The 21907-nt window shown below is 71.0% G+C and carries 20 protein-coding genes and 3 pseudogenes; 10 read left to right on the plus strand and 13 right to left on the minus strand.

Annotated elements, in window-relative coordinates; all coding sequences use genetic code 11:
• The first annotated feature begins 3 nt into the window (after positions 1-3).
• Both AC07AB_RS20710 and AC07AB_RS20715 read left to right on the plus strand, forming a co-directional pair.
• A complete protein-coding gene (locus AC07AB_RS20710; protein WP_478568896.1) occupies positions 4-1542 on the plus strand; it encodes an aldehyde dehydrogenase in 1539 nt (512 codons plus the stop codon).
• Positions 1539-2348, plus strand: coding sequence for a gamma-glutamyl-gamma-aminobutyrate hydrolase family protein (locus tag AC07AB_RS20715; protein ID WP_478568899.1), 810 nt, complete (start codon positions 1539-1541; stop codon positions 2346-2348). Before AC07AB_RS20710 ends, AC07AB_RS20715 begins: the two co-directional genes overlap by 4 nt.
• A gap of 83 nt (positions 2349-2431) precedes the next feature.
• Here AC07AB_RS20715 and AC07AB_RS20720 read toward each other — a convergent pair whose 3' ends face one another.
• Positions 2432-3007, minus strand: coding sequence for a MarR family winged helix-turn-helix transcriptional regulator (locus AC07AB_RS20720; RefSeq protein ID WP_478568902.1), 576 nt, complete (start codon positions 3005-3007; stop codon positions 2432-2434).
• A gap of 245 nt (positions 3008-3252) precedes the next feature.
• Here AC07AB_RS20720 and AC07AB_RS20725 point away from each other — a divergent pair, with 245 nt between their 5' ends.
• Positions 3253-3783 carry an SDR family oxidoreductase gene (locus AC07AB_RS20725; protein ID WP_478568905.1) on the plus strand — a complete coding sequence of 177 codons (531 nt, stop codon included), beginning with the start codon at positions 3253-3255 and terminating at the stop codon, positions 3781-3783.
• On the opposite strand, the gene AC07AB_RS20730 is transcribed toward AC07AB_RS20725, so the two are convergent.
• Positions 3746-4591 (minus strand): acetoacetate decarboxylase family protein, encoded by an 846-nt coding sequence (locus AC07AB_RS20730; RefSeq protein ID WP_478569224.1) that lies wholly within the window; start codon positions 4589-4591, stop codon positions 3746-3748. The genes AC07AB_RS20725 and AC07AB_RS20730 overlap by 38 nt on opposite strands.
• A gap of 209 nt (positions 4592-4800) precedes the next feature.
• Here AC07AB_RS20730 and AC07AB_RS20735 point away from each other — a divergent pair, with 209 nt between their 5' ends.
• From AC07AB_RS20735 to AC07AB_RS20750, 4 genes are all read left to right on the plus strand, one after another.
• Positions 4801-6192: a glutamine synthetase family protein gene (locus AC07AB_RS20735; protein ID WP_478568908.1), complete on the plus strand. Its 1392-nt coding sequence runs from the start codon at positions 4801-4803 to the stop codon at positions 6190-6192.
• A 54-nt stretch (positions 6193-6246) separates the two neighbouring features.
• On the plus strand, positions 6247-7524 hold the full coding sequence (locus AC07AB_RS20740; RefSeq protein WP_478568911.1) for a cytochrome P450: 1278 nt from the start codon (positions 6247-6249) through the stop codon (positions 7522-7524).
• Positions 7525-8000: 476 nt separating this feature from the next.
• Positions 8001-8408 (plus strand): YciI family protein, encoded by a 408-nt coding sequence (locus tag AC07AB_RS20745; RefSeq protein WP_478568914.1) that lies wholly within the window; start codon positions 8001-8003, stop codon positions 8406-8408.
• 8 nt (positions 8409-8416) lie between these two features.
• On the plus strand, positions 8417-9562 hold the full coding sequence (locus AC07AB_RS20750; RefSeq protein WP_478568917.1) for an RNA polymerase sigma factor: 1146 nt from the start codon (positions 8417-8419) through the stop codon (positions 9560-9562).
• Positions 9563-9750: 188 nt separating this feature from the next.
• On the opposite strand, the gene AC07AB_RS20755 is transcribed toward AC07AB_RS20750, so the two are convergent.
• Entirely contained in the window at positions 9751-9918 is a 168-nt protein-coding gene (locus AC07AB_RS20755; protein ID WP_478568920.1) for a hypothetical protein, read from the minus strand.
• Positions 9919-10167: 249 nt separating this feature from the next.
• Here AC07AB_RS20755 and AC07AB_RS20760 point away from each other — a divergent pair, with 249 nt between their 5' ends.
• Positions 10168-10962 (plus strand): IclR family transcriptional regulator, encoded by a 795-nt coding sequence (locus AC07AB_RS20760; protein WP_478568923.1) that lies wholly within the window; start codon positions 10168-10170, stop codon positions 10960-10962.
• Between the two features lie 85 nt (positions 10963-11047).
• Here the strand turns inward: AC07AB_RS20760 and AC07AB_RS20765 are convergent, their stop codons facing one another.
• A complete protein-coding gene (locus AC07AB_RS20765; RefSeq protein WP_478568926.1) occupies positions 11048-12199 on the minus strand; it encodes a hypothetical protein in 1152 nt (383 codons plus the stop codon).
• 308 nt (positions 12200-12507) lie between these two features.
• Positions 12508-12918: a MerR family transcriptional regulator gene (locus AC07AB_RS20770; RefSeq protein WP_478568929.1), complete on the minus strand. Its 411-nt coding sequence runs from the start codon at positions 12916-12918 to the stop codon at positions 12508-12510.
• A gap of 39 nt (positions 12919-12957) precedes the next feature.
• Here AC07AB_RS20770 and AC07AB_RS20775 point away from each other — a divergent pair, with 39 nt between their 5' ends.
• Positions 12958-13806 (plus strand): alpha/beta fold hydrolase, encoded by an 849-nt coding sequence (locus tag AC07AB_RS20775; protein ID WP_478568932.1) that lies wholly within the window; start codon positions 12958-12960, stop codon positions 13804-13806.
• Between the two features lie 26 nt (positions 13807-13832).
• Here the strand turns inward: AC07AB_RS20775 and AC07AB_RS20780 are convergent, their stop codons facing one another.
• On the minus strand, positions 13833-14231 hold the full coding sequence (locus tag AC07AB_RS20780) for a YunG family protein (protein ID WP_478568935.1): 399 nt from the start codon (positions 14229-14231) through the stop codon (positions 13833-13835).
• Positions 14232-14580: 349 nt separating this feature from the next.
• Positions 14581-14946, minus strand: a complete 366-nt coding sequence (locus tag AC07AB_RS20785) for a hydrophobin family protein (protein WP_478568938.1) — start codon at positions 14944-14946, stop codon at positions 14581-14583.
• A 506-nt stretch (positions 14947-15452) separates the two neighbouring features.
• Here AC07AB_RS20785 and AC07AB_RS20790 point away from each other — a divergent pair.
• Complete coding sequence (locus tag AC07AB_RS20790) at positions 15453-16628, plus strand: glycoside hydrolase family 64 protein (RefSeq protein ID WP_478568941.1); 1176 nt, start codon at positions 15453-15455, stop codon at positions 16626-16628.
• Positions 16629-16732: 104 nt separating this feature from the next.
• Here AC07AB_RS20790 and AC07AB_RS20795 read toward each other — a convergent pair whose 3' ends face one another.
• The 6 genes and pseudogenes from AC07AB_RS20795 to AC07AB_RS20820 form a co-directional block, all read right to left on the minus strand.
• Positions 16733-17005 (minus strand): hypothetical protein, encoded by a 273-nt coding sequence (locus AC07AB_RS20795; RefSeq protein WP_478568944.1) that lies wholly within the window; start codon positions 17003-17005, stop codon positions 16733-16735.
• 205 nt (positions 17006-17210) lie between these two features.
• Positions 17211-18593 (minus strand): S53 family peptidase, encoded by a 1383-nt coding sequence (locus tag AC07AB_RS20800; protein WP_478569226.1) that lies wholly within the window; start codon positions 18591-18593, stop codon positions 17211-17213.
• A gap of 30 nt (positions 18594-18623) precedes the next feature.
• Positions 18624-19067, minus strand: a pseudogene (locus tag AC07AB_RS20805) (protease pro-enzyme activation domain-containing protein); the annotation flags it as partial.
• Between the two features lie 437 nt (positions 19068-19504).
• A pseudogene (locus AC07AB_RS20810) lies at positions 19505-19684 on the minus strand (hypothetical protein); the annotation flags it as partial.
• Positions 19626-20171 (minus strand): annotated as a pseudogene (locus tag AC07AB_RS20815) (phosphotransferase family protein); the annotation flags it as partial. The pseudogenes AC07AB_RS20815 and AC07AB_RS20810, both read right to left, overlap by 59 nt.
• 452 nt (positions 20172-20623) lie before the next feature.
• A complete protein-coding gene (locus AC07AB_RS20820) occupies positions 20624-21754 on the minus strand; it encodes an SDR family oxidoreductase (protein ID WP_478568947.1) in 1131 nt (376 codons plus the stop codon).
• Between the last annotated feature and the right edge of the window lie 153 nt (positions 21755-21907).

The raw sequence follows: 21907 nt of genomic DNA on the forward strand, positions 1-21907 counted from the left end.
CCTATGCCGGACAGCGACAAGGACCACGACCGCGGCGTCGACCACGGCGACTACCGCGACATCGACCACGGCGCGTGGCTGCGCCGGGCGGACCGGTGGGCGCCGCCCACCCGCCACCGCATCGCGGGCGCGGACGAGGACGGCTCGGGCGCGTCCTTCCGCGTCCTGTCCCCGCGCGACGGCCGTGAGCTGGCGGTCGTCGCGGACGCCGGCGAAGAGGAGGTCGGCCGCGCGGTCCACGCCGCCCGCCGCGTCTTCGACACGGGCCCCTGGCCCCGCCTCTCCCCGGCCGAGCGCGGCCGGGCCCTGCTCCGGCTCGCCGACCTGATCGAGGAGCACCGGGCAGAGCTCGCCCTCGCGGTCAGCTTGGAGAACGGCAAACCGATCAGCGAGGCGTACGGCGTCGAACTGCACGCCGTCATCGCCGCGTTCCGCTGGTACGGGCAGCTCGCGGACAAGCTGCGCGACGAGTCCCCGCACACGGACCCCGGCGCTCTCGCGCTCGTCACGCGCGAACCCTCCGGCGTCGTCGGCGCGGTCGTGCCCTGGAACTTCCCGCTCTCGCTGGCCTCCTGGAAGCTCGCCCCCGCGCTCGCCGCCGGCTGTACGGCCGTACTCAAGCCGTCCGAGCTGACGCCCCTGTCCGCGCTGCTCCTCGGCCGGCTCGCGGACGAGTCGGGGCTGCCGCCGGGCGTGCTCAACGTGGTCGCGGGCGACGGCCCCCTGGCGGGGCGCGCGCTCGGGCTCCACCCGGACGTGGACGTCCTCGCCTTCACCGGATCGACGGCCGTGGGACGCCACTTCCCGCGCTACGCCGCCGACTCCAACCTCAAACGCGTCTGGCTCGAACTGGGCGGCAAGTCGCCGAACATCGTGCTGCCCGACGCCCCCGACCTGCGGACCGCGGCCGCCACGGCGGCCTGGGGGATCTTCTTCAACCAGGGCGAGATGTGCACGGCGCCCTCCCGGCTGCTCGTGCACTCCTCGGTGGCGGAGCGGGTCGTGGACACCGTGGTCGAGCGCGCCCGCGCGCTGCGCGTCGGAGACCCGCTGGACCCGGCGACGGAGATGGGCGCGGTGGCGGGCGAGGCCCGCGCCGACGCGGTACTCGGCCATGTACGGGCGGGCCGGGAGGCGGGCGCCCGGCTGCGCACCGGCGGCGGCCGGCTGGAGCGCGTACCGGGCGGCAGCTATCTGGAGCCGACGGTCTTCGACCGGGTGACCTCCGGCATGCGGCTCGCGCGGGAGGAGATCTTCGGCCCCGTGCTGTCCGTCCTCACCTTCGACACGGAGGAGGAGGCGGTGGCCCTGGCCAACGACACCGAGTACGGCCTCGCCGCGGGCGTGTGGACCGCCGGCCTCGGCACCGCCCACCGCCTCTCGCGCGCCCTGCGCGCGGGCACGGTCTGGGTCAACTGCTACGAGGAGGGCGACCTCTCCGTCCCTTTCGGCGGCTACAAGCAGTCGGGCAACGGGCGCGACAAGTCCGTACACGCGCTGGAGAAGTACACCGAGCTCAAGACGGTCTGGATCCAGTGGTGACCGGCGCGCGCGGCGCCGCCCGACCTCTTATCGCGCTCCCCCAGCGCTTCTCCGCCACGGCCTCGGCGCTGCGCTACGGGGCCGTGGTGACCGCGCGGGCGCTGTCGGCGGCCGTACTGCGCGCGGGCGGCGAGCCGTTCATGATGCATCCCGGCCCGCCGGAGGAGGCCGCCGGGCGGCTGGCCCGCTGCGACGGCGTGCTGCTGCCGGGCGGCGGCGATGTGGCACCGCGGCTCTACGACACCGGCGCCGAGGTCCACGACAGGGTCTACGACGTCGACGCGGAGCAGGACGCGTTCGACCTCGCGGTCGCGCGGCACGCGCTGTCGAGCGGGCTGCCGCTGCTGGCCGTCTGCCGCGGGCTCCAGGTCGTCAACGTCGCCCTGGGCGGGACGCTGCGCCAGGACATGGGCGGCGAACGGGCCGACCACCGGCATCGCGTCCACCGCGTCGCGCTCGCGGCGGGCTCGGCGGTCGCGGCCGCGATGGAGCCGACGGGACCCGCGGGACCGGCGGCGGCGACGGCGGTGGAGCCGTCGGCGGGTGTGGAACCGTCGATGGGGGCCGGGAGCGCCCGGGAAGTGGAGGTGTCGTGCTACCACCACCAGTGCGCGGACCGGCTGGGCGAGGGGCTCGCGGTCACCGGGCGCGCCGAGGACGGCATCGTCGAGGCCCTCGAACTGCCGGACCGCCGCGCGTGGTTCGCGGCGGTCCAGTGGCACCCCGAGGACACGGCCCGCCGCGACCCCGCCCAGCAGGGCCTGTTCGACGCCCTGGTGGACGCCGGAGCGGGCCGCGGCTCCTGACGGGCGGTCCGGGCTCCGGTGACGGGGCGCTCCTGACGGGCGGTCCGGGCTCCGGTGACGGGCCGGGAACGGAGCCGGGCGGCTCAGCTCCGGGAAGGGCGGCGTCCGCTGCGCCGCGGGCGGGGGTCGGCGCCGTCGAGGAGGGTGAGCCGCCGCTCCTCCCCGTACTCCTCCGTCTGCGTCACGATCTTGCGCAGCAGATCGGCCAGCGTCCCGCACTCCTTGTCGGTCAGCCGGTCGGCGACGAAGACCTCCTCCGCGTTGAAGGCGGGGAAGACCTCGGCCATCAGCTCCTCGCCCTTGTCCGTCAGCCGCAGCAGCACCAGGCGCCCGTCCGAGGGGTGGCCGCCGCGTTCGAGCAGGCCCCGGTTCTGGAGCGTGCGGGCCACCCCCGTCAGGGTGCCCTTGGAGATGCCCGCCTCCTCCGCCACGTGGCGGGTCTCCATCTCGCCCCAGATCCATACGACCCACAGCACGACGAACGAGGTCCAGGTCAGTTCGGCCCCCCGCAGTACGGAGTTCTCGAAGTGCTGGCGCACCGCCGCGGCGGCGCGGTAGATGTTCGCCACCGCGACCATCTGTTCGTGCCGTACCGGCGTGTCGCCCAGCTTGGCCTGTACGGCCTTCTCGGTCTCCCGGATGGAACGGTGCACCGTCACGTCGTGTTCTCCCGCATCTCTCGCCGCCTCCCGCGAACCCCCGCCGGGCCTCCGGCAGGCCCCTGCCGGATTCCGTCCGCTCCTGTACGACCGTTGCCGTTCGCGACCCTTACGGACTCAAACGATAACCCGCCCCGTTGCCGGGGTCCCGTTCTCCCCCGCTGTCCGATACCGCCTTCTCCGCCCCTCCCCGGCGCACCCGCCTGATCAACCCTGAACCGCCTTCTCGCGAAAGGGAGTTCCCCATGAACCAGCCCACCGAGCCCCATCGGCCCGTACTGCTCGTGGCCGGGGCCAGCAGCGGGATCGGCGCGGCCGTCGCCGCGCGCGGTACGGACGAAGGGGCCCGCGTCGCCGTGTGCGCCCGGCGCGCCGGTGCGCTGCGCGAGGTCGCGGACGCGTGCGGCGCGACGCCCTACGTCGCCGACGTGACCGTACGGAGCGAAGTCGACGAGCTGGTCGCGGCCGTGGTGCGGGACCACGGCCGGCTGGACGGCGTGGTCGCCAACGCCGGTGTGATGCGCCCCGGCGGCCTGCTCGAACTCAGCGACGAGGACTGGGACGCCACGCTGCGCACCAACCTCACCGCCGTCTTCCTGCTCGCACGCGCGGCCCTCCCCCATCTCGCCGCCGCGCGGGGCGCGTTCGTCACGGTGGGCTCCGTCGCCGGGCTGCGCGCCGCCGCGGGCGCGGGCGCGTACGCCGCGTCCAAGGCGGGCGCCGCCATGCTGACGGGCGTCATCGCCGCGGAGTTCGGCCCACGCCTGTACCCGTAGCCATACCCGCTCCCTTACCCGTGCCCCGCTCCAGTACCGTCCCCCCGTCCCAGCACACCCCCACCTGGCGGTAGTAGGCCCCGATCGGCTCCTCGACGGCGAGGGCCGCCAGCTCCTCCGTGGGCGACTCGAAGAGTTCCAGCTCCGCGTCGGCCGCCCACGCCTGGCCGCCCTCGAAGGACGCGGCCCCGCTCTCGACGAGTTCATCGAGGGCGAGCCCCGTTCCGTCGATCGAGGGCATCCAGCGGTGGTGGGCCATCGGATGGCCGTTCACGAAGCCGCCCGTCGCCGACGGTTCGCGCAGGGTGGCGACCGCCTGGGCCAGCCGCCGGTCCCCCGCCGCGAGCGTCGCGCCGAAGACGGCTCCGGGCTCGACGCGGGGCGCGGGGCCGTACGGATGGGGCCTGGTCAGCTGGATGGAGCCGAGCTTTTTCGGGTAGCCCTGATGGATTCCGCGGGCGAGCGCGAAGTCCTTGTCGACCCAGATGTGGACGCAGCGCGAGTACGTACGGCCCCGGTAGCCGCAGCGTACGACCGCGAAGCACTCCTTGTACTGGCTGCGCACCGGGTCGAGCAGCTCCTCCTTCCCCGCGCCGCAGGACTGCCAGTCGGCCCAGATCAGCGCGACGGCGCCCGGGTCCTCGGCGGCGGGGACGAGCGGCGGGGGGAGGAGTTCGCGGACCCGCGCGGGATCGGTGCGGTATTCGATGGTGAGCAGGTCGCCCGAGTAGTACCAGGGCGGGGCCGGGATCAGCGACGCCCGCCCCGTGGCGGTCTTGGGCGGAAAGAATCCTCGGACGGTCGGCACGGTGGGCACAGCGGACTCCTCACTTCCTCGCCGGATTCATCGTTTGGGCCCGTACGTTATGGCCTCGACCCCGAGTTGTCACGAGCGGGCCCGGATCACCGCCGATTCGCCGCGACCCCTTGCGCGGCACTCGGCCCCTTCATATTGTTCGACCCCAAACGACTTGCCGAGTGAGCCCGCGAACGAGCCCCGCAGGAAGGCTGGACAGGGTGAGCGAAGAGAGCCCCGCACACGGCGAACAGGCCCGTCAGGCCGTCACGGCGCTGCGAGCACAGAACATCGACGTGGTGCGCGTCGTCTACCCCGATCTGCTGGGCGCCGACCGTGCCCGCGACGTCCTCGTCGACCACCTGCCGGCCGCCGTGCGCCACGGTCTGACCTTCTGCCGCGCGGTCTACCACACCAGCCCCCAGAGCGACGTCGTTCCCATGCCGGGGGGCCTGTCGGCGGGGATGCCGGACATCTCGGTCCGGCCCGACCTGGACACCCTGCACGCGCTGCCCTGGGAGCCCGGCGTCGCCTGGTGCCTGGGCGACGCCCTGGACCCGGCGACCGGGAAGGCGGCCACCGAGTCCCCGCGCGACCTGCTGCGCGGCGTCATCGAGCGGACCGGAGAGGAGCCGCACGCCGTGATCGGCCCCGAGCTGGAGTACTACCTGTGCGAACGCGACGAGGGCTCGGCCACCGGCTGGTCGCCGTACGGGCAGGCGCCGGGCAACGTCTACAGCGCGGGGCTGCGCGGCGACCCCGACGGCCATCTGCTGCGCACCCTGCGGCGCTTGAGGGAGCTGGAGATCGGCGCGACGGCCGGGAACCGCGAGTTCGGCAGCGGCCAGTTCGAGATCAACCTCGACCACTCGGCGGCGCTCGACGCGGCCGACCGCGCGTTCCGCTTCAAGTCGGCCGTCAAGGAGATCGCGCGCACGGAGGGGCGGCTGGCGACCTTCATGGCCAGGCCCTTCAACGCGGAGGGCGGTTCCGGTTTCCATCTGCACCTGTCGATGGTGGACGCGGACGGACGCAATGTCTTCGAGGGCTCAAGCAAGGGCTCAAGCAAGGGCTCAAGCGAGGACGATGCGCACGGCCTGTCCGCCATCGCGCGGCACGCGATCGCCGGCGTCCTCACCCACGCGCCCGCGCTCACCGCGCTGCTGAACCCGACCGTCAACTCCTACAAGCGCTTCGGCCCCGACACCCTCGCCCCGTGGCTGATCGACTGGGGGCTGGACAACCGCAGCGCGATGGTGCGCATACCGCCGGAGCGCGGCCCCGGCACCCGCCTGGAACTACGCCTCGGCGACGCCACGGCCAACCCCTACCTCGCCGTCGCGGGCACCCTCGCCGCCGTGGGGCTCGGCCTGCGGGAGAAGCGGGAGCCGCCCGAGCCGCTGTGCGGCTACGGCTACCGGGAAGGCGCCGCGGCGCGGCTGCCGGGCACGCTCGGCGCGGCGCTGGACGCGCTGGAGGAGGACACGGACCTGACCGAGGTGCTGGGGGCCGAGTTCACCCGCTCCTTCCTCGCGTACAAGCGCAATGAGATCGAGCGGTTCCAGCGGTACGTCACCGACTGGGAGTTCAAGGAGTACGCCCTCCTCCTGTGACGGCCGATCAGCACGGACCGCCGCCCGCCCGCCCGCTCCGAAGGACAGCTCTCCATGACCGTCACGTCCACCGCACCCGAACCGCTCCCCCTCGACGCGGTCGACCTCGCCGACCACGACAACTTCACCGACGGCGAGCTGCCCTGGCGGATGTTCGACACGCTGCGCCGTGAGGACCCCGTCCACTGGCAGCCGGAGCCCGCGCCCAACAGCGGCTTCTGGGCCGTCACCCGGCACGCCGACATCGTGCGCGCCGGCAGCGACCCCGGGACGTTCACCTCCACTCGGTTCACCAATCTCGAAGAGGTCGACGAGGAGCACCGGGAGAGCCGTCGCTCCCTCCTGGAGACCGACGGCTCGCGCCACCGGGCCATGCGGCGGCTGCTTCAGCGGCAGTTCACCCCGCGCTCCGTCGCCACGTACGAGGTGTTCCTGCGCGGGCTGACCGCGCGGACCCTCGACGCGGCGCTCGCCAAGGACCGCTTCGACTTCGTCCAGGACATCGCGGCCGACTTCCCCATCAACGTCCTCGCCCGCATGCTCGACGTCCCCGAGCACGACACCCAGCGGCTCATCGACTGGGGCAACCGCATCATCGGCAACACCGACCCCGACTACGCGGATGTCCTGCTCGGCACCGAGGCGAGCGAGCGCTACCGCGATCTGCCCTTCCGCAGCCCCGCGGCGCTGGAGGTCTTCGCGTACGGGCGGGAGCTGGCGGCGCGGCGCAGCGGGGCCGACGGCGACGACCTGGTGAGCCGACTCGTCAACCAGCCGCCGTCCGACGGGGTGCCCCTGTCGGCGCAGGACTTCGACAACTACTTCCTGCTGCTGGTCGTCGCGGGCAACGAGACCACCCGGCACGCCATCTCGCACGCCATGCTCGCCTTGATCAACCACCCGGAGCAGCGGGAGAAGCTGCGTCAGGACCCGTCGCTGATGCCGGGCGCCGTCGAGGAGTTCCTGCGCTGGTCCTCCCCCGTCTACCACTTCCGGCGCACCGCCACCCGCGACACCGAGCTGGGCGGCAGGCGGATAGCCGAAGGCGAGAAGGTCGTGCTCTGGTTCGCCTCGGGCAACCGCGACGAGGCCGTCTTCGACGCCCCTTACCGCTTCGACGTCACCCGCGCCCCCAACGACCACCTCACCTACGGCAAGGGCGGCCCGCACTTCTGCCTCGGCAGCTCGCTGGCCCGCCTGGAACTGCGCGTCATGTTCGAGGAACTCCTCCCCCGGCTCTCGGACATCCGCCTCACGGCCGAGCCCCGCCACATCCGCTCCAACTTCGTCAACGGCCTCAAGACACTGCCGGTCGAGGTCACCCGCGCATAGGGGCGCGGCCGTGCCGGTGCCCGTACGAGCGGCGGTGCCGGGCTGGGGCCGGGCCGTACGGATCAGGGACGGGCAGGCCCGCCCGAGTGCGGCGCGCGACCGTTCTTCCGGCGGCGTGCTGGAGCCGCCCGCCTTCCACGAGATGGGCAGGGCCGTGTGGCAGTCTCTGACCGAGGAGGCGGAGAAGCTGTCAGCGCTGCTCGCCGATTCGACCAGGGGTAGGACACAGGCTCTGACCGCACCGCCCGGCTCCACACCGCGGCCCTCAGACCGCCGCCGTGCCGCGTACCGGACCGGACCGGCGGGCCGATCGACCACTCGACGACCGCCGGACGCCGGTGCGAGCGAGGCCCGGAAAAAAGATTCGGCCGATGATGTCGAGAATCCGTGACCGGCTCCGTCCCCGTAGTGAACGCGACCACAACGCGACCACAACGCCGCCACAATGGGTCGCACCGACATCGAGGAGATCCACGATGGCCAAGTACCTGCTGCTCAAGCACTACCGCGGCGCCCCGACCGCGGTCAACGACGTGCCCATGGACCAGTGGACCCCGGAGGAGATCTCGGCTCACATGCGGTACATGAACGACTTCGCGGCCCGGCTGGAGGGGAGCGGCGAGTTCGTCGACAGCCAGGCGCTCGCCCCCGAGGGGACGTTCGTCCGGTACGACGGCGAGGGCCGCCCGCCGGTCACCGACGGCCCGTTCGCCGAGACCAAGGACCTCATCGCCGGCTGGATGGTGATCGACGTCGACAGTTACGAGCGCGCCACCGAGCTGGCCGGGGAGCTGTCGGCCGCTCCTGGGGCGGGCGGGAAGCCGATCCACGAGTGGCTGGAGGTCCGCCCGTTCCTGACCGCGTCGCCCTGCATCACGGAGTGACCCCCGAGATGGACGAGGTTCTGCTGCGGAACCTCACCCCGGGCGTGCTCGGAATCCTCGTCCGCCGCGGAGCCGGTTTCGCGGCGGCCGAGGACGCCGTGCAGGACGCGCTCATCGAGGCGGTGCGCGTCTGGCCGGCCGACCCTCCGCGGGACCCGAAGGGCTGGCTGGTCACCGTGGCCTGGCGCCGGTTCCTCGACGCGACCAGGGCGGACGCCGGCCGCCGCCGGCGTGAGGGCCTCGTCGACGAGGAACCGGCGCCCGGGCCGGCGCCCGCGGTGGACGACACGCTCCAGCTCTACTTCCTGTGCGCCCACCCGTCGCTGACGGCGGCGTCCGCGACCGCACTCACGCTGCGCGCCGTCGGCGGGCTGACCACCCGCCAGATCGCCCAGGCGTACCTGGTGCCCGAGGCGACCATGGCACAGCGGATCAGCCGGGCCAAGCGCACCGTCTCCGGTGTGCGGTTCGACCGGCCCGGGGACGTCGCCACCGTGCTGCGCGTCCTCTACCTGGTCTTCAACGAGGGCTACTCCGGTGACGTCGACCTCGCCGCCGAGGCCATCCGGCTCACCCGGCAGCTCGCCGCCGCGGTCGACCACCCCGAGGTGGCGGGGCTGCTCGCCCTCATGCTGCTGCACCACGCCCGGCGTACGGCCCGGACCGCGCCGGACGGCAGCCTGGTGCCGCTCGCCGAGCAGGATCGCGGCCGGTGGGACACCAAGTCGATCGCCGAGGGCGTCGAGGTCCTGCAAGCGGCCCTCGCCCGCGACCGGCTGGGCGAATACCAGGCCCAGGCCGCCATCGCGGCGCTCCACGCCGACGCGCCCACCGCCGAGGAGACCGACTGGGTGCAGATCGTCGAGTGGTACGACGAGCTCGCGCTCCTGACCGACAGCCCGGTCGTCCGGCTCAACCGCGCGGTGGCCGTGGGCGAGGCCGACGGGCCGCGCGCCGGCCTGGCGGCGCTCGCGACGCTGGACGGCTCGCTGCCCCGCCACACCGCGGTGGCCGCCTACCTCCATGAACGCGACGGCGACCCGGCGACGGCGGCACGGCTGTACGCCGAGGCGGCCGCGAAGGCGCCCAACCTCGCCGAGCGCGACCACCTGACGCGCCAGGCCGCCCGGCTCAACGCCCGACGCCGCCGCTGACGGGTCGGCCGACAGGCCGACAGGCCGACAGGCCGACAGGCCGCGGCATATGGCGCGTCACCGGTTTCGCGCGAGATCACTTCGCGATCAGCCCTGACCGTAATCCGCATACCGGCCCCGGGGCGCGCGTCCCGAACGCGGTACCACCCGCGCGGGAGGGCGCCGGTCCCACCGGTGGGCGCCGCTCGCTACCGGATCGCCACCTCGGCGAGGAGCTTGGCGGTGGCCTCGGGCGACTCGGCGGGGAAGTGGTGGGTTCCGAGGTCGACGAGGACGATGTCGAAGCGGTCCCCGTAACGGTCGACGGCTCGATGCCCCGCCGCCGGGGAGCGCCGTCGGGGAACCGCCGTCTCCATGCCCCCTCAGCGGCGGACGGGCGACCTCCGACCGGATCCCCCTCAAGCACGTGAGCGGACGGACGCGCAAGCTCACGAGCGTTCAACACATTCACGCTCAAGGGCCTTCACCTGCCTACCGCGCGTGGGATGGGTGGCGCTTGATGGAGAGGAAGCCCCTCCAAACACAGCCCGCCGGGCGAATCCCCGCGATGTGACACAGGAAAGGGAGGTTTCTCACTGGTGCACAAACACGCGTGCAAACACGAAATGCCGCCGCTATCGACCCCTGGCACGGCCAATGGCGGGCGGCTCGCCAACCGATTACTGATCATTCTCAAAGCCATCCGGGTAAGCGGCGAATCCGCTACGCTCTCCCAGGTCGTGCAGCTCACCGGCTTGGCCAAGTCCACGGTCCACCGGCTGTTGGCGGACCTCCACGACCTGGGCATGGTGAGCCGGGACGGCGAGTACTACCGACTGGGGGACGCGATCCGCCAGTTGGCCGTCCCCAAGGAGGAGCAGCACGCCAAGTTCCTCAGACACGCACTGAAGCCGCTGCTGCTCTCCCTGTACGAGAAGACGCGGTATCTGGTCGGTCTCGGCGTGCAGAGCGGGGATACCGTGCGCTTCATCGAGCTGGTCCACAGCGAGCAGTACACCTCCATGATCGGGCGGCTCGAAACGCCGGCGCCGCTGCTCGACAGCGCCGCCGGCAAGGCTCTACTGGCGTACCCTCCGGCGCAGTTCACGCCGGCGCTCAGCCCGCGGAACGGCCCCGCTCCACTCGCCGTGCAGTCGGCCCTCGACACCGAACTGGCACGGATTCGACGGCGTGGCATCGCCCTCGATGAGCGCGAATCCCCACTGGGCATCACTGCCGCGGCCACCCCCGTGTTCGGGCCGCGCGGACATCCGCTGGCGGCGCTGAGCATCGGTGCCGCTCCTGAGGCGTTCGACCTCGCGAGAGGGTGTGGACTGCTGCGTCATTCCGGCCTCCACGCCCGCCGGATTCTGAGGCGGACCCCGATTGCCGCCCAGCGCCCAGAGCCGGGTGACGGCTGAATCGGACAGCTCCCGCGCGTACGACTCCCGTGCGTACGAAAGGCGGGCCGACCCACGTCGGGCCGGCCCGCCTGCCCGGAGCACGTCAATCTTTCGGGTTGCGGAAGCGGCCGAACGCCTTCGTGAGGGCGCCGAGCGGTGAGCCGTCCGTCTTGACCGGACCCAGTACGGACGGCCGGGGCGCACCGTCGCCGCCGCTCGACTCGGCCAGCGCGGCCTGCGCCGCCTCGGCCGCCTCCTGGTACAGATCGCGGGAGTTCGTCATGGCGTCGAGCGCCTCGGCGTACTTGGTGACCAGGCCCTGGGCATGGACCAGTTCCTCGTCCGGGGTGAGCAGGTGCCAGCCCTGGCGCAGCCGGTTCAGGGCCCGCTCGGCGTCGGCCGGCAGAGGCCGGGGCAGCGCCGCGAACTCCTTGATCCGGTCGAGGAGTTCGGTCGGTTCCGAGCCGTCCAGGAAGACGTTGCGCACCGTGAAACGCTCCGCGTCGCCGCCCGGGTCCTGCTCCGCCGCGGGCAGGACGACGGCGCCGCCGCGCGGCATCCGCACGCTCAGCTCCCGCTTCATCGCGAAGTCGGCGATCTGCGCCTGCTCCGGCGTGCCCCGGTGCTCGACCACCCGGTGCCGCAGGCTCGGCGGCAGGAACGTGGAGACCGGCTGCTGCCCCCTCGCGTCCGGCGTCATCGCCTCGTGCACCACGACGTGGATGTACCAGCTCTGCCGGGTGCAGTCCCGCAGTCGGCGGCGCAGCTCGTCGTCGTCCTTCGGCAGGTGGTTCGCCGTCCGCAGGCGCACGTCCGGCACTATGTCGTAGTCCCAGGGGACACGGTCGCTGTCGGGCCAGAACATGGTGGCGGGCGAGGGCCAGTGCGCGTCCCACGCCCGTTCCGCCTCGGCGGCGAGGACCCAGGTGACGCCCTCGCCCTTCTTGCGGCGGGCCTCGGGATCGTACGTGGTCAGCTGCGCGCGTACGGTGACGTCGTCGGCCACGCGCCAGCGGGCCTCGAAGAGGCGGCGGGCCGCGGGGCCGGGGTCGGCGGACTCGTCCCGCGGGTGCAGGACGGTGGAGCGGGCCGCCTCGACGGGGTCGAGGTCCAGGAAGCCGTCGAGCACCCCGGCCGCCTTGAGGGCGATCAGGTTGCGCCGGGCGTCCTGCTCGGGCTCGGGCCCGAGGTGGCGCCCGCACGCCAGCCACGCGGTGTCGGGGGCGGTGGTCGAGGAGGTGCTGTTCTTGGCCATGGAGTCGTTCTGTGGGATATCGGGGTCCGATCAGTGTGGTCTGCGGACCTGGCGGTCATGGACGGTGAGCCTGACGTACGGTCGGTGAACCTGGCGAGGTAAGCGCTACCCCGTCCACGGCCTCACCACGCTCGACGGGCGGTGCGTGGAGTCGGACGGAGACGAGGACGAGCTGAACCGGATCTTATAGCGGCCGCCTCGGCGGACCGCTGAACACCGCTCCGACACCCCACACGCCCGAGCCTCGGCGTCTGTGTGACGTCTGCATGGCGTCTGTATGACAAGGAGGCCCTGTGGGGTTCCGCGGGCTATCGTGCCGCGGTCGCATCAGGGCCGGGCCAGGTCGACCGCGGTTCCTCGGCGCTCTGAGGGGGCGCGGCGGAGATGACGGAGTCGAGCATCGTGCGGGATGCCCGCAGTTCGTCGATGCTGCGGGTGATCCGCTCGCTTTCGTGCCGCAGCTGGGCGACGAGATCCGGGCAGGTGGGGACGGGCTGGTCGTCGTCCGCGCGGACGCAGGGCAGAACCCGCACGATCAGAGAGGTCGGGAGCCCCGCGGCCAGCAGGCAGCGGATGCGGCGCACCGTCTCCACGTCCGGCTCGCTGTAGACGCGGTAACCGCTCGGCAGCCGATCCGGGGCCAGCAGCCCTTGCTGCTCGTAGTAGCGCAGCAGCCGTTCATGGACCCCCGTGCGCCGGACCATCTCCTTCATCCGCATGTGGCCTGCCTCCCGGCTCGCGACTTGACTCTGACATTGATGTCGGAGTTTAGCTTCGTCGACATGACCTTCGCCGACACGAACGCTGAGCACGTGCTTCCCACCCCGCACCTCGACGTCATCGTGCAGGGCGGCAGCCCCGCGCTGCTGCTCGCCCACGGCGCCGGCGGGGGCGTCCACGGCAACTTCGGCCTCGTACTCGACGATCTCGCCCGTGACCACACGCTCATCGGTCCCCACTACCCAGGGGCGGGCGGCACCCCGGTGGCCACCGAGCCCTTGGACCTGGACGGACTCGCCGACCAACTCGTCGTCTCCGCCGTCGCGGCGGGGCAGGAGTCGTTCACCGTGCTCGGCGAGTCGCTGGGCAGCGCCGTGGCCATACGGGTCGCGACCCGGCATCCCGAGCGGGTCACGGCGCTCGTCCTGACCGCCGGGTTCCCCGTCGCGGATCCGGTACTGGCGCTGGGCGCCCAGCTGATCAAGGCCCTGGCCGGTGCGGGCCGGTGGGACGAAGTGGCCCGGTTCGCCCGCCTGTCGTGCATGCCGCCGGCGGAGTTGGCGAGCATCGCACCGGCCGACCTCGATGCCGAGGTGGCCCAGACCCGGGCCGAGCTGCCGCCCGGGATGGTGGACCACTTCGACCTGGTGTCCCGCGTCGATGTCCGGGCGGATCTCGGGAACCTGTCCGCCCCCACTCTGGTGATGGCGCCTACCGGCGACCGGTTGGTGCTGCCCGAGAGCTCGTACCGTCTGGCGGCCGACATTCCGGACGCCCAACTGATCGAACTGCCCGGCGCGGGCCATCTCCTGAACGAGGCCGGCCGCATGACGTGGCTGCGGCACGTACGCGACTTCCTCGGGTCCCTGCCCGTGAAGCGGTCTTGATCGACCCGCCGGGATCGGACCGCGTGTCAGGTTCCGAGCTTCTCCACGACCCGTTCGCGGAGGAGCTCGTACTCCTCACGGAGCCTGCGCCACTCGCTCTCGGGCGGACGGGGTACGACGGTGCCCTCGGTGACGGTCTCCTCCGGCCCGAACTGCTCGCGGGTGAGATCGACCTCCCAACCCGGGCCCATGCCCACGCCGAGGCGGTTCCACCAGTGGTAGTCCACACGCTCTCCATTGACGTGGACCTCTCCCCGGAGCAGTTCGCCTCCCAGCAGGTCATTGAGCACCATGGCGGTCACACCGCACTGATCCCGCGCCGGGTTGTCCGCGCTCCAGCGCGACCGGAACTCAGGCGTGCACGTCTCGGCACTCCAACTGCTGCGAACGGCTCGTTCGATGTCGGTGAGAAGCAATGGCGTCATGCCGGTGATCCTGCCAGCAGGTACTGACAATCGCCGGTCGGCCTGACCGACGCGGCAGGCGGCCTGTGGTCGGTCGAGGCAGTCAGCGCCTGACCGTGACCACTGACCGTGACCACTGTCACCAGGGCGGGCTCCGCTCGCGTCGGGGAGGCTGGAATGGGTTTTGGCGGCGGCACCGCCATCTTGCTTCCGGTTCGATGACGTGGGCCGTCACGCCTGGTCACTCGCCAAGGCACGTGGAGCAGTGGACTTGGCCGCCTGACCGCCCGCTCCTGCGGCCACCGGCACGAAAAGGGTGCCCTTCACCACCGACCGGCGGTGAAGGGCACCCGGCGTCCGCCGAAATGCTTTAGTCCTCCAGGCTGATCGGGCGACAGCCCAGGACGATCACGCCGTTGTATTTATTGTCTCCGGTGCACTCCACCGGCTGCCCTCCGCAAGGCGTCCCTTGCACGGAACCTGTCGCGGCGGCCGGGTCGCAGTTGAATCCGATCACGCCTTCCGGAACATCTTTCAGTTCTTCGCCGACCAGCTCGCCGGCCTTCCGCACATTCGCGCTGCTGGGGACCTGCGCAGAGTTGCAGCACCAGGCAGAGCCCGCAGGGGCGGAGGAACCGCCCGCCGACGGGGAGGCTGAGGCGGTAGTGGCCATGCCCACGGTCGCCAGGGCGAGGGAGACGAGCGTGGTAGCGACGGCTCGGGTGGAGTGATTCATGGCGCCATCCTTCACACCTTGCCGAGTTCAAGGGCCTTTCCCACGCGAGCCGGACGGGTGACTCGGTACAGCACGCTCAGGACGTGCTGGAACGACCTGGCCACGCGCCGTCAGCGCCGCCCCGTCGCCGCAGCACTTGGGGTTCAAGCGCGGCGTCGCTTTGCTCAACGCGGCGACCAGGTCGCGGGCGCCGGGCAGATGCGGCCACCGGCCCTCTGCGAGAAGCCTTGGCCTCCTGATGAGAAGCCTTCAGCGCGCCGACGACAGCGCTACCGATCGTTCTTGTAGCCCCGATCACCAATATCTTCATACAGCGGAACATGTCAGGGCCAACGGTCGGGGCCGCCTCGGACCCAGTGGAGATCCGAAGCAAGATCGCCTGACAGCACCTCCCGCAACACGGGTCCCGCGCGCTAGCTTCTGTAGTGCCTTGTTTCTCGGGCTCTCGGCCTCCCGGCCCGTCGGTCAGGGGTCGAGCCCCCCACTTCGCCGAGGAGCGCCACTTTATGAGCATGCATCTCAGCCGCAGGAAGTTGCTCGGAGGGGCCGCGGCCACCGTCGCCGCTGCCGGAACCAGCTTCGCCCTCGGAGGCCCACGCGCCATAGGCGCCCCGCAGGGGGCCGGATCCCTGCCTCTCTCGATCATCAACAAGACGGGAAAGTTCGGCAATTCGTCGATATGGGTCTACATAGTCGGCAATCAAGACAACCGGCAGGTCCGAGTCACCAGGGACGGCAAGATCGCGCCCGTACAGCTCGCCGACAACGGGCCCGACGGCTGGACCGACTACGCCATCCCGCTCAGCGGTGGCGGGGACACCAAGCTGACGCTGCCTCAGATGTCCGGCCGTATCTACGTCTCCCTCGGCTCCAAGCTCAAGCTCAAGGTCGTCAAGGACGGGGCGGGAAAGCCCGCCCTGCAATACCCGGCCGGGTGGGTCTCCGGTGATCCGAACTACAAAATCATGCACGACTGCGCCGAGTTCACTTTCAACGCGGGCGGCATGTTCTGCAACACCACCATGGTGGACATGTTCAGCGTCCCGCTCGCCATCCGCCTCAACGGCGCCAAGGACCAGACGACCGGCACCCTCAAGGCCGGCGCCCGCTCCAAGGTCTTCGCCGACCTCGCCGCCGTCGACGCGTTCGCGCCGCTGATCGTCGGCGGTGACCTGCGCGTCATCGCCCCCGGCCACGGCCTGGACGCCGGCCTGTTCGCCAAGGACTACTTCGCCCCCTACATCGACGAGGTGTGGAACGCGTACGCGTCCAAGGACCTCAAGGTCACCACCGACGCCGGTAAGTTCACCGGTCGAGTGAGCGGCGGGAAGTTCGCCTTCAACGGCCCCGCCGCCGTCTCCTTCGCCAAGCCCACCACCCGTGACGTGCTCTTCTGCGACGGCACGTTGGCCGCGCCCAACGACGGGCGGACCGGGCCGGTCGCCGCCGTCCTCGGCGCAGGCTTCAACCGCACCACCCTGCACGACACGCCCGCTCAGCCCACCACCGACCCGGCCAAGTTCTACCGGGCGCGTACGACCAACCACTACGCCAAGGCGATGCACGCGGCCACCACCGACGGCAAGGCGTACGGCTTCGCCTTCGACGACGTCGCGGGCTTCGCCTCGTACATTCAGGACACGGCGCCGACAGCGATCACTCTCACCCTGACACCCTTCTGACCGTCGGCGGCCGCCGTGGACCCGCCGCCGGTGCGCGGGCCCACGGCGGGCGTGCGCCCCTCCAACCGGCGTGAAGACGTCCGTGTCACGGCCGGGCCCACTGCTCAGGGCCCCAAAGGCGGCTGCTCGTCCGGGTACGGGAGGTTCGCCGTCAGTGGCCTGCCTCCGCTTTCTTCGTCGTACGAGCGCTGCGCAGACGCGGAGTCGGCCGATGGGTCGCCCTCCAACGGCCGAGCGGTCGAGCGGGGGAGCGGGGCGAACTGGCGCTCCCAGAGCGGGTGTTGAACCGCCTGGCCGAGCAGGTCCAGGCCGATGCCGAGGCTGTCGCTCCGGTATCGGCGCAGGTGGCCGGGCGGGCGGTGCTGCTCATCCCGCACCGCCCCGACGCGGCCTCCACGCCCCCGAGACGATCACTCCGGAATCAAGCCGGTGGATCCGGGCTGAAACAAGATCGCCGACTCTGCGAAACTCGGTGCAGCTCACACGCCAGATGGAGGCACAGGGCCTCTTGCCGCTCGCTGGAATTGACAACCGCGAGTTACCAAGAGGCCCTGTTTTCACGCGCGTACAACTTTATGTGCGTTACTTACCTGCCAGGGCTTTGAAGAAGTTTCCTGTCGGCGAGCCCAGACCGGTGACCGTGTCATAACCGGTGCCTGATACCAGACCCGAGTCGGCCGCCTGTCCGACAGTAAACAGCTGAGTGTACTTTTCTTGCGTTCGAGGCTTCACCATCTCCGCAGCGTAGGATTCTTTCTCGTGCGCCCCACTGGGGTGGTCGGTGACGTCATGGTAGGCCCCCGTCCCCTGCAGAGCGTAGAGAGCCGGATTCGCAAAACCCAGAGATGTGCCGCCTCCCGCTTGGACGGCCAGAGCCTCCATGCCGGCGATGAGGGGACATGACAGACTTGTTCCTCCGTCGGATTGTTCGCGGTACTCGGGCTTTTGGCCGGTAGCGGACGGGTGTGACACGCCGACGCGGATGCCGGTATGGAAGTCGCCCACAGCAGCTATGTCGGGCATGGTCCGCATCGGTTTCTTGCCGCCCGGTGAGCTCAGCGCGGCAGGTACGACATTGCGCTGGTAAGCAGGCTGGGGGAAAACAGTACTCACACCGCCGCCTGCACCGGCCGAGAAGGTTCCGGGCAAAGGCTGAGCCCAGGACTTACCGTCGGCGGCCAGTGTCGAAGCGTCACTCTCCCAACCGGTCTCCCACTCATACTCGTTCTTGGCCCCGATAGCCAGACTCGTCCCGCCGACAGCGGTGGTCCAGGGGCTGGAACTGGGATATTCCAGTTGCGGAGCCTCATGGGAGGAAGCGTCGCCGTGGTGGGACCCGCCGCCGTCGCCCGATGAGAAGTTCGTACTGATGCCTTCAACGGCGGCCTGCTGGAGGGACTGCTCGGTCGCCTTCACAATCGCCGGATCCACCGGGTCCTCACCCTGCTGTCCACCGGGCAGAACGCCCTCCACATAGGAGCTCGTCAGCACATCGGCGAGCCGGTGGTCGACGACGTCGGTCAGCGCGTCCAGCACCGCGTTACCGGTCACGTCGCCTGTCCCGACATCGAAGGTGACCGCGGCGTCCGGAGCGACGGCATGCACCGCTTCGAGATCCATCGCCCCTTCGTCGTCACCCACGATCTGAGGCGCGCCCGGCGGCAGGCGCAGTGTCAGCTGGTCCGGGGCGAAGGGCTGCTCACCGTGGTGAGCGGCGTAGGTGTTGGCGTCCGCCAGAAGGGTGGGAGAGACCAGGGAGGCGAGAATCGCGACCTTGGCGCCCTTGCCGGTGAGCCCAGTCCCCTTGATGCCGTAGGCGCTGCGTATCTGCGCCGGCGTGTAGCCGCACGGTTCCCATGAGACGGTCCGCCCGTAAGCCTGCGGGAGGTTGGCCGCTTGTTTTTCCCCGTAGAACGACGAGCATTTGCTGTCGGTTGCGGAAGAGGCGTTCTTGTGAGCACTCATAGGGTGTGCTTGCTGCCTCGTGTCCAGTCCGGTTATTCCGAAGACGTCGCCTGCGAGGGAATGCGGAACACTGACAGAACGGGCGGGCGCCCGCACCGTACGCCCGTCGACGCGGTACTCGTCGATGCGGGTGCCAAATGCTGCCTCAATCCGGCTTGTGTTTCCCCGCACGGAAATCGAGTGAGGTCCGCTGACCGTAGCCTTCAGGCCCGCGGCACGCGCCCACGTCGTGACCCGTTCCCATTGCGCATGGCTGGTCCCATACCGGTCAAGAGCTTGCTGTGCGGTCAGGAAATGCCGGTAGGAGGGACTGTGCGGATCCGAAACCTCTTGAGCATGACGGGCCAGCCCTGCGGGATCCTGGCCGGCCAACAGTATGTTTACTTTGAGAGTCCCACCCGAGTCCGCATGCCCGAGGTGCTCAGCCGACGCGGTCCACAGGGGCGTGTTTCCCACCAAGGCCCGCTGAGTCATATCCGTTGCAGCGCCGGCTGTGCCTTCACCCGTCGCTGTCAGGGCCAGCCCGGCAACGGCAGCCAGCGCCAGCCATCTACTTGTCCGCAAAATGATGTCTCCATCCGGATGTCTCGATCCAAAGGGGGCAGCTCGTCGACCGTGCTGTTGACCGGTGCCGCGGCACGCTTCGACCGTAAGCCGCGCATGTCAGAAACGTGTCAAGATAGTTTTAGGGATGAGGGATATCGTCTCCGCCGCGACCGAGGTACACGACCGCCGCGATTGCGGAAGGATCGATAGAGGTGGGCCACGTCATCCGCGACGACGCGCGGACCCGGGCCCCTGACCGGTGACTCGGCAGCAGCCCGAGCTGGGGCCGGCGCTTATTGAGCACGGTGCGTAGTGAAGTCTGCGCGTCAGTCGGCCTGGTGTGCGTAGGTGTCGGGAGGCCCGGGCACGAAGGCCGCCGGATAGACCAGGTGCCCCGCCCCGCGGAGCCCAGTGATCACAGACCCGCCGTAGGAGTGACCGAGCGCAATCGGAGGCTCCGGTGTCAGACGAGTGCTCCACGGTCGGTCAGCCGTATCGCTGCAGCAGTCCGTCCACGTACGCCTCCAGCCGTTCTGCCAGCACATCGGAGGTCAGATCGTCCCGGCCCAGTTCACGCCACGGCCCGGCCATCTTCGCCGCGTCGGGGCAGTAGTGCAGGGCGTCGAGCAGCCGCCAGTACAGGTGGTCGGGGTTGTCGGCGAGGCCGCGGCCGCCGTGTGCCTCGTACCGCTCACGGAAGTCCAGCCCGTACGCCGGCCCGTGCAGCAGCGCGAGCGCGGTCGAGCAGTGCGCCACGTCCAGGTCGGCAGGTCCCCACGAGGTCTCGACCCAGTCCACGACACCGGTGATCCGCAACTTGGGGCCGGCTCCCGTGAAGAGTACGTTCCCGGGGTGGAAGTCGCGGTGCAGGAAGCAGCCGTCGTACGGCGGCGGATCGCGGCGGATCACATCGACGGCCCGCTCCCACAGGGGGCCGTCCGCCCATCCGCCCCGCCATACGCGTCGATCACCGCGACGGCCTGCTCGAACCGTCGCCGCAGGCTCAACTCGCCGAGCTTTCCGGTGCTTTCGCCGTGCCCGGAGAAGTCGAAGGCGACCCCTCGGCAGCCGTGGGCCACGAACTCCCGCACCAGCGGGAGCAGTCGCTCCATGCTGCTGTTGCCCGCGCCATGCAGCACCACGGCGGTGCCCCCGGAGGGATCACCGCCGTATACACCGCTGAGCCGTTCACCGTCGTGGTCGTGCGTGAAGTCGAAGAGCATGCCCTTATTCACTCACGCCGTGACCTTCGCCTTTCGGGCGTATCACCGCCGGCACCCGATCACCTCTGGTCGTCATCGGTTCGGGGATGGGACGGTTGGGATGCTGAGGCCGACGGGGGTTCGGCGCGTGAGGCGGGCCGCGTCGGCATGCTTGGGCGGACGAAGGCCAGGGTCAGGTCGATGCCCTCGATCTCACCGAGCCACTGCTCCTCCTCGGCTCGCTCGCGACGGAGGATCCCCCGCCGCACCGTGGCCCCAGCGCTATACCGCCGCCCGGGGGTGCGCGCCGGCTCGGTCGAAGGCGCGGGTGAGATACGCCGCGTCCACCTCCGGCGGGTCGGGCAGGTCGCCCACGTCCTCGCGCAGATGGGTCCGGTCGTAGGTGCGCTGCTGCGCGCTGAAGTCGAGGAGGTGTCCGGCGTGTTCGATGGCGAGGGCCTCGTGGCGGGAGGGGTTGCGCACCGTTGGGATCATGGCGAGGCGCAGGCCGCGGTGGAGGTTGCACAAGGCTTCGCGGGCCGTGGAGAAGGCGATTTCTCGGGGGTGGGTGACGTGCACGGTACGTACGCCGATGCCCGTCCGGGCGCGGCCGGCGGCGGCCACGCGGATCAGGGCCTCGGCGGCGTAGTCGGCCTGGAGGAGGTTCATGGTGCCGTGCGGATCGCCCTGGAGCCGCAGGGGCAGGATGCCGCCGCGCACGGGGAGTTCGGGGATCGGGCCGGTGCGGGGGCGGAGGGTGTCGTCGACGAGCCGGGCCATGTAGTCCAGCGGCTGCGCGGGAAGCCCGGCGGGGGTGGAGCGGTCGGCCACCAGCAGGCTGGGGCGGGCGACGGTGGCGCGGCGGCCCTTCGCCGCGGTCCAGGCGCGGATCATGCGCTCGGCGGTGTATTTCGTCTCCTCGTACCGGGTACGGAAGCCGTCGGCGTCGCTGAGGTCGTCCTCCATGATGTGGCCCGTGTCCCGTCTGCCGGCGACAAAGGCGGTGCTCACGTACACGAGGTGGGCGTCCGGGGCCCGGTCGAGCAGGTCCAGGACGGCCCGGGTGCCGCGGACGTTGGTGCTGAACAGTTCCGACTGGTCGCCCGCAAGGTTGAGTTGCGCTGCGCAATGCCACAGCTGGGTGACATCGGCGGCGACTTCGGCGAGCTCCTGGGGCGTCAGGCCCAGCGTCGGCCGGGTCAGGTCGGCGCCGACGTATCGCACGCGCTGCCACGCGTCTGGTTCGACGGGCGGGCCGTCGAGCCAGGCGACGGCTGCCTCGACGCGCTCGCGCAGACCGTTCAGGGCACCGCGGCCGAGCACGGTGACGGGCTCTCGGGTCTCCTCGGCGAGCAGGCGCCGCAGGACGCGGCTGCCCAGGAATCCACTTGCTCCTGTGATGACGACTGACACAGCGCGCTCCCTCTGCGAGTTCCTGCCTCGGCGCCGCCCCGGGGCGGCATACACCGGCCGATCCGATCACCGCGGCTACGGGGCCCGCTCCGGCACCGGGCTACCGGGGTCCCGTACCCGGCGCCGGGGACCGGGCGTGGCACGTCCGGCAGG

It is taken from the genome of Streptomyces sp. NPDC044033 (assembly GCF_056434425.1).

What these genes read in the sequence shown, in the direction of transcription:
- AC07AB_RS20710 (WP_478568896.1), top strand. Translation starts at nt 4, where the DNA reads ATGCCGGACAGCGACAAGGACCACGACCGCGGCGTCGACCACGGCGAC.
- AC07AB_RS20725 (WP_478568905.1), top strand. Translation starts at nt 3,253, where the DNA reads ATGAACCAGCCCACCGAGCCCCATCGGCCCGTACTGCTCGTGGCCGGG.
- AC07AB_RS20740 (WP_478568911.1), top strand. Translation starts at nt 6,247, where the DNA reads ATGACCGTCACGTCCACCGCACCCGAACCGCTCCCCCTCGACGCGGTC.
- AC07AB_RS20745 (WP_478568914.1), top strand. Translation starts at nt 8,001, where the DNA reads ATGGCCAAGTACCTGCTGCTCAAGCACTACCGCGGCGCCCCGACCGCG.
- AC07AB_RS20750 (WP_478568917.1), top strand. Translation starts at nt 8,417, where the DNA reads ATGGACGAGGTTCTGCTGCGGAACCTCACCCCGGGCGTGCTCGGAATC.
- AC07AB_RS20755 (WP_478568920.1), bottom strand. Translation starts at nt 9,918, where the DNA reads ATGGAGACGGCGGTTCCCCGACGGCGCTCCCCGGCGGCGGGGCATCGA.
- AC07AB_RS20760 (WP_478568923.1), top strand. Translation starts at nt 10,168, where the DNA reads ATGCCGCCGCTATCGACCCCTGGCACGGCCAATGGCGGGCGGCTCGCC.
- AC07AB_RS20765 (WP_478568926.1), bottom strand. Translation starts at nt 12,199, where the DNA reads ATGGCCAAGAACAGCACCTCCTCGACCACCGCCCCCGACACCGCGTGG.
- AC07AB_RS20770 (WP_478568929.1), bottom strand. Translation starts at nt 12,918, where the DNA reads ATGCGGATGAAGGAGATGGTCCGGCGCACGGGGGTCCATGAACGGCTG.
- AC07AB_RS20775 (WP_478568932.1), top strand. Translation starts at nt 12,958, where the DNA reads ATGTCGGAGTTTAGCTTCGTCGACATGACCTTCGCCGACACGAACGCT.
- AC07AB_RS20780 (WP_478568935.1), bottom strand. Translation starts at nt 14,231, where the DNA reads ATGACGCCATTGCTTCTCACCGACATCGAACGAGCCGTTCGCAGCAGT.
- AC07AB_RS20785 (WP_478568938.1), bottom strand. Translation starts at nt 14,946, where the DNA reads ATGAATCACTCCACCCGAGCCGTCGCTACCACGCTCGTCTCCCTCGCC.
- AC07AB_RS20790 (WP_478568941.1), top strand. Translation starts at nt 15,453, where the DNA reads ATGAGCATGCATCTCAGCCGCAGGAAGTTGCTCGGAGGGGCCGCGGCC.
- AC07AB_RS20800 (WP_478569226.1), bottom strand. Translation starts at nt 18,593, where the DNA reads ATGAGTGCTCACAAGAACGCCTCTTCCGCAACCGACAGCAAATGCTCG.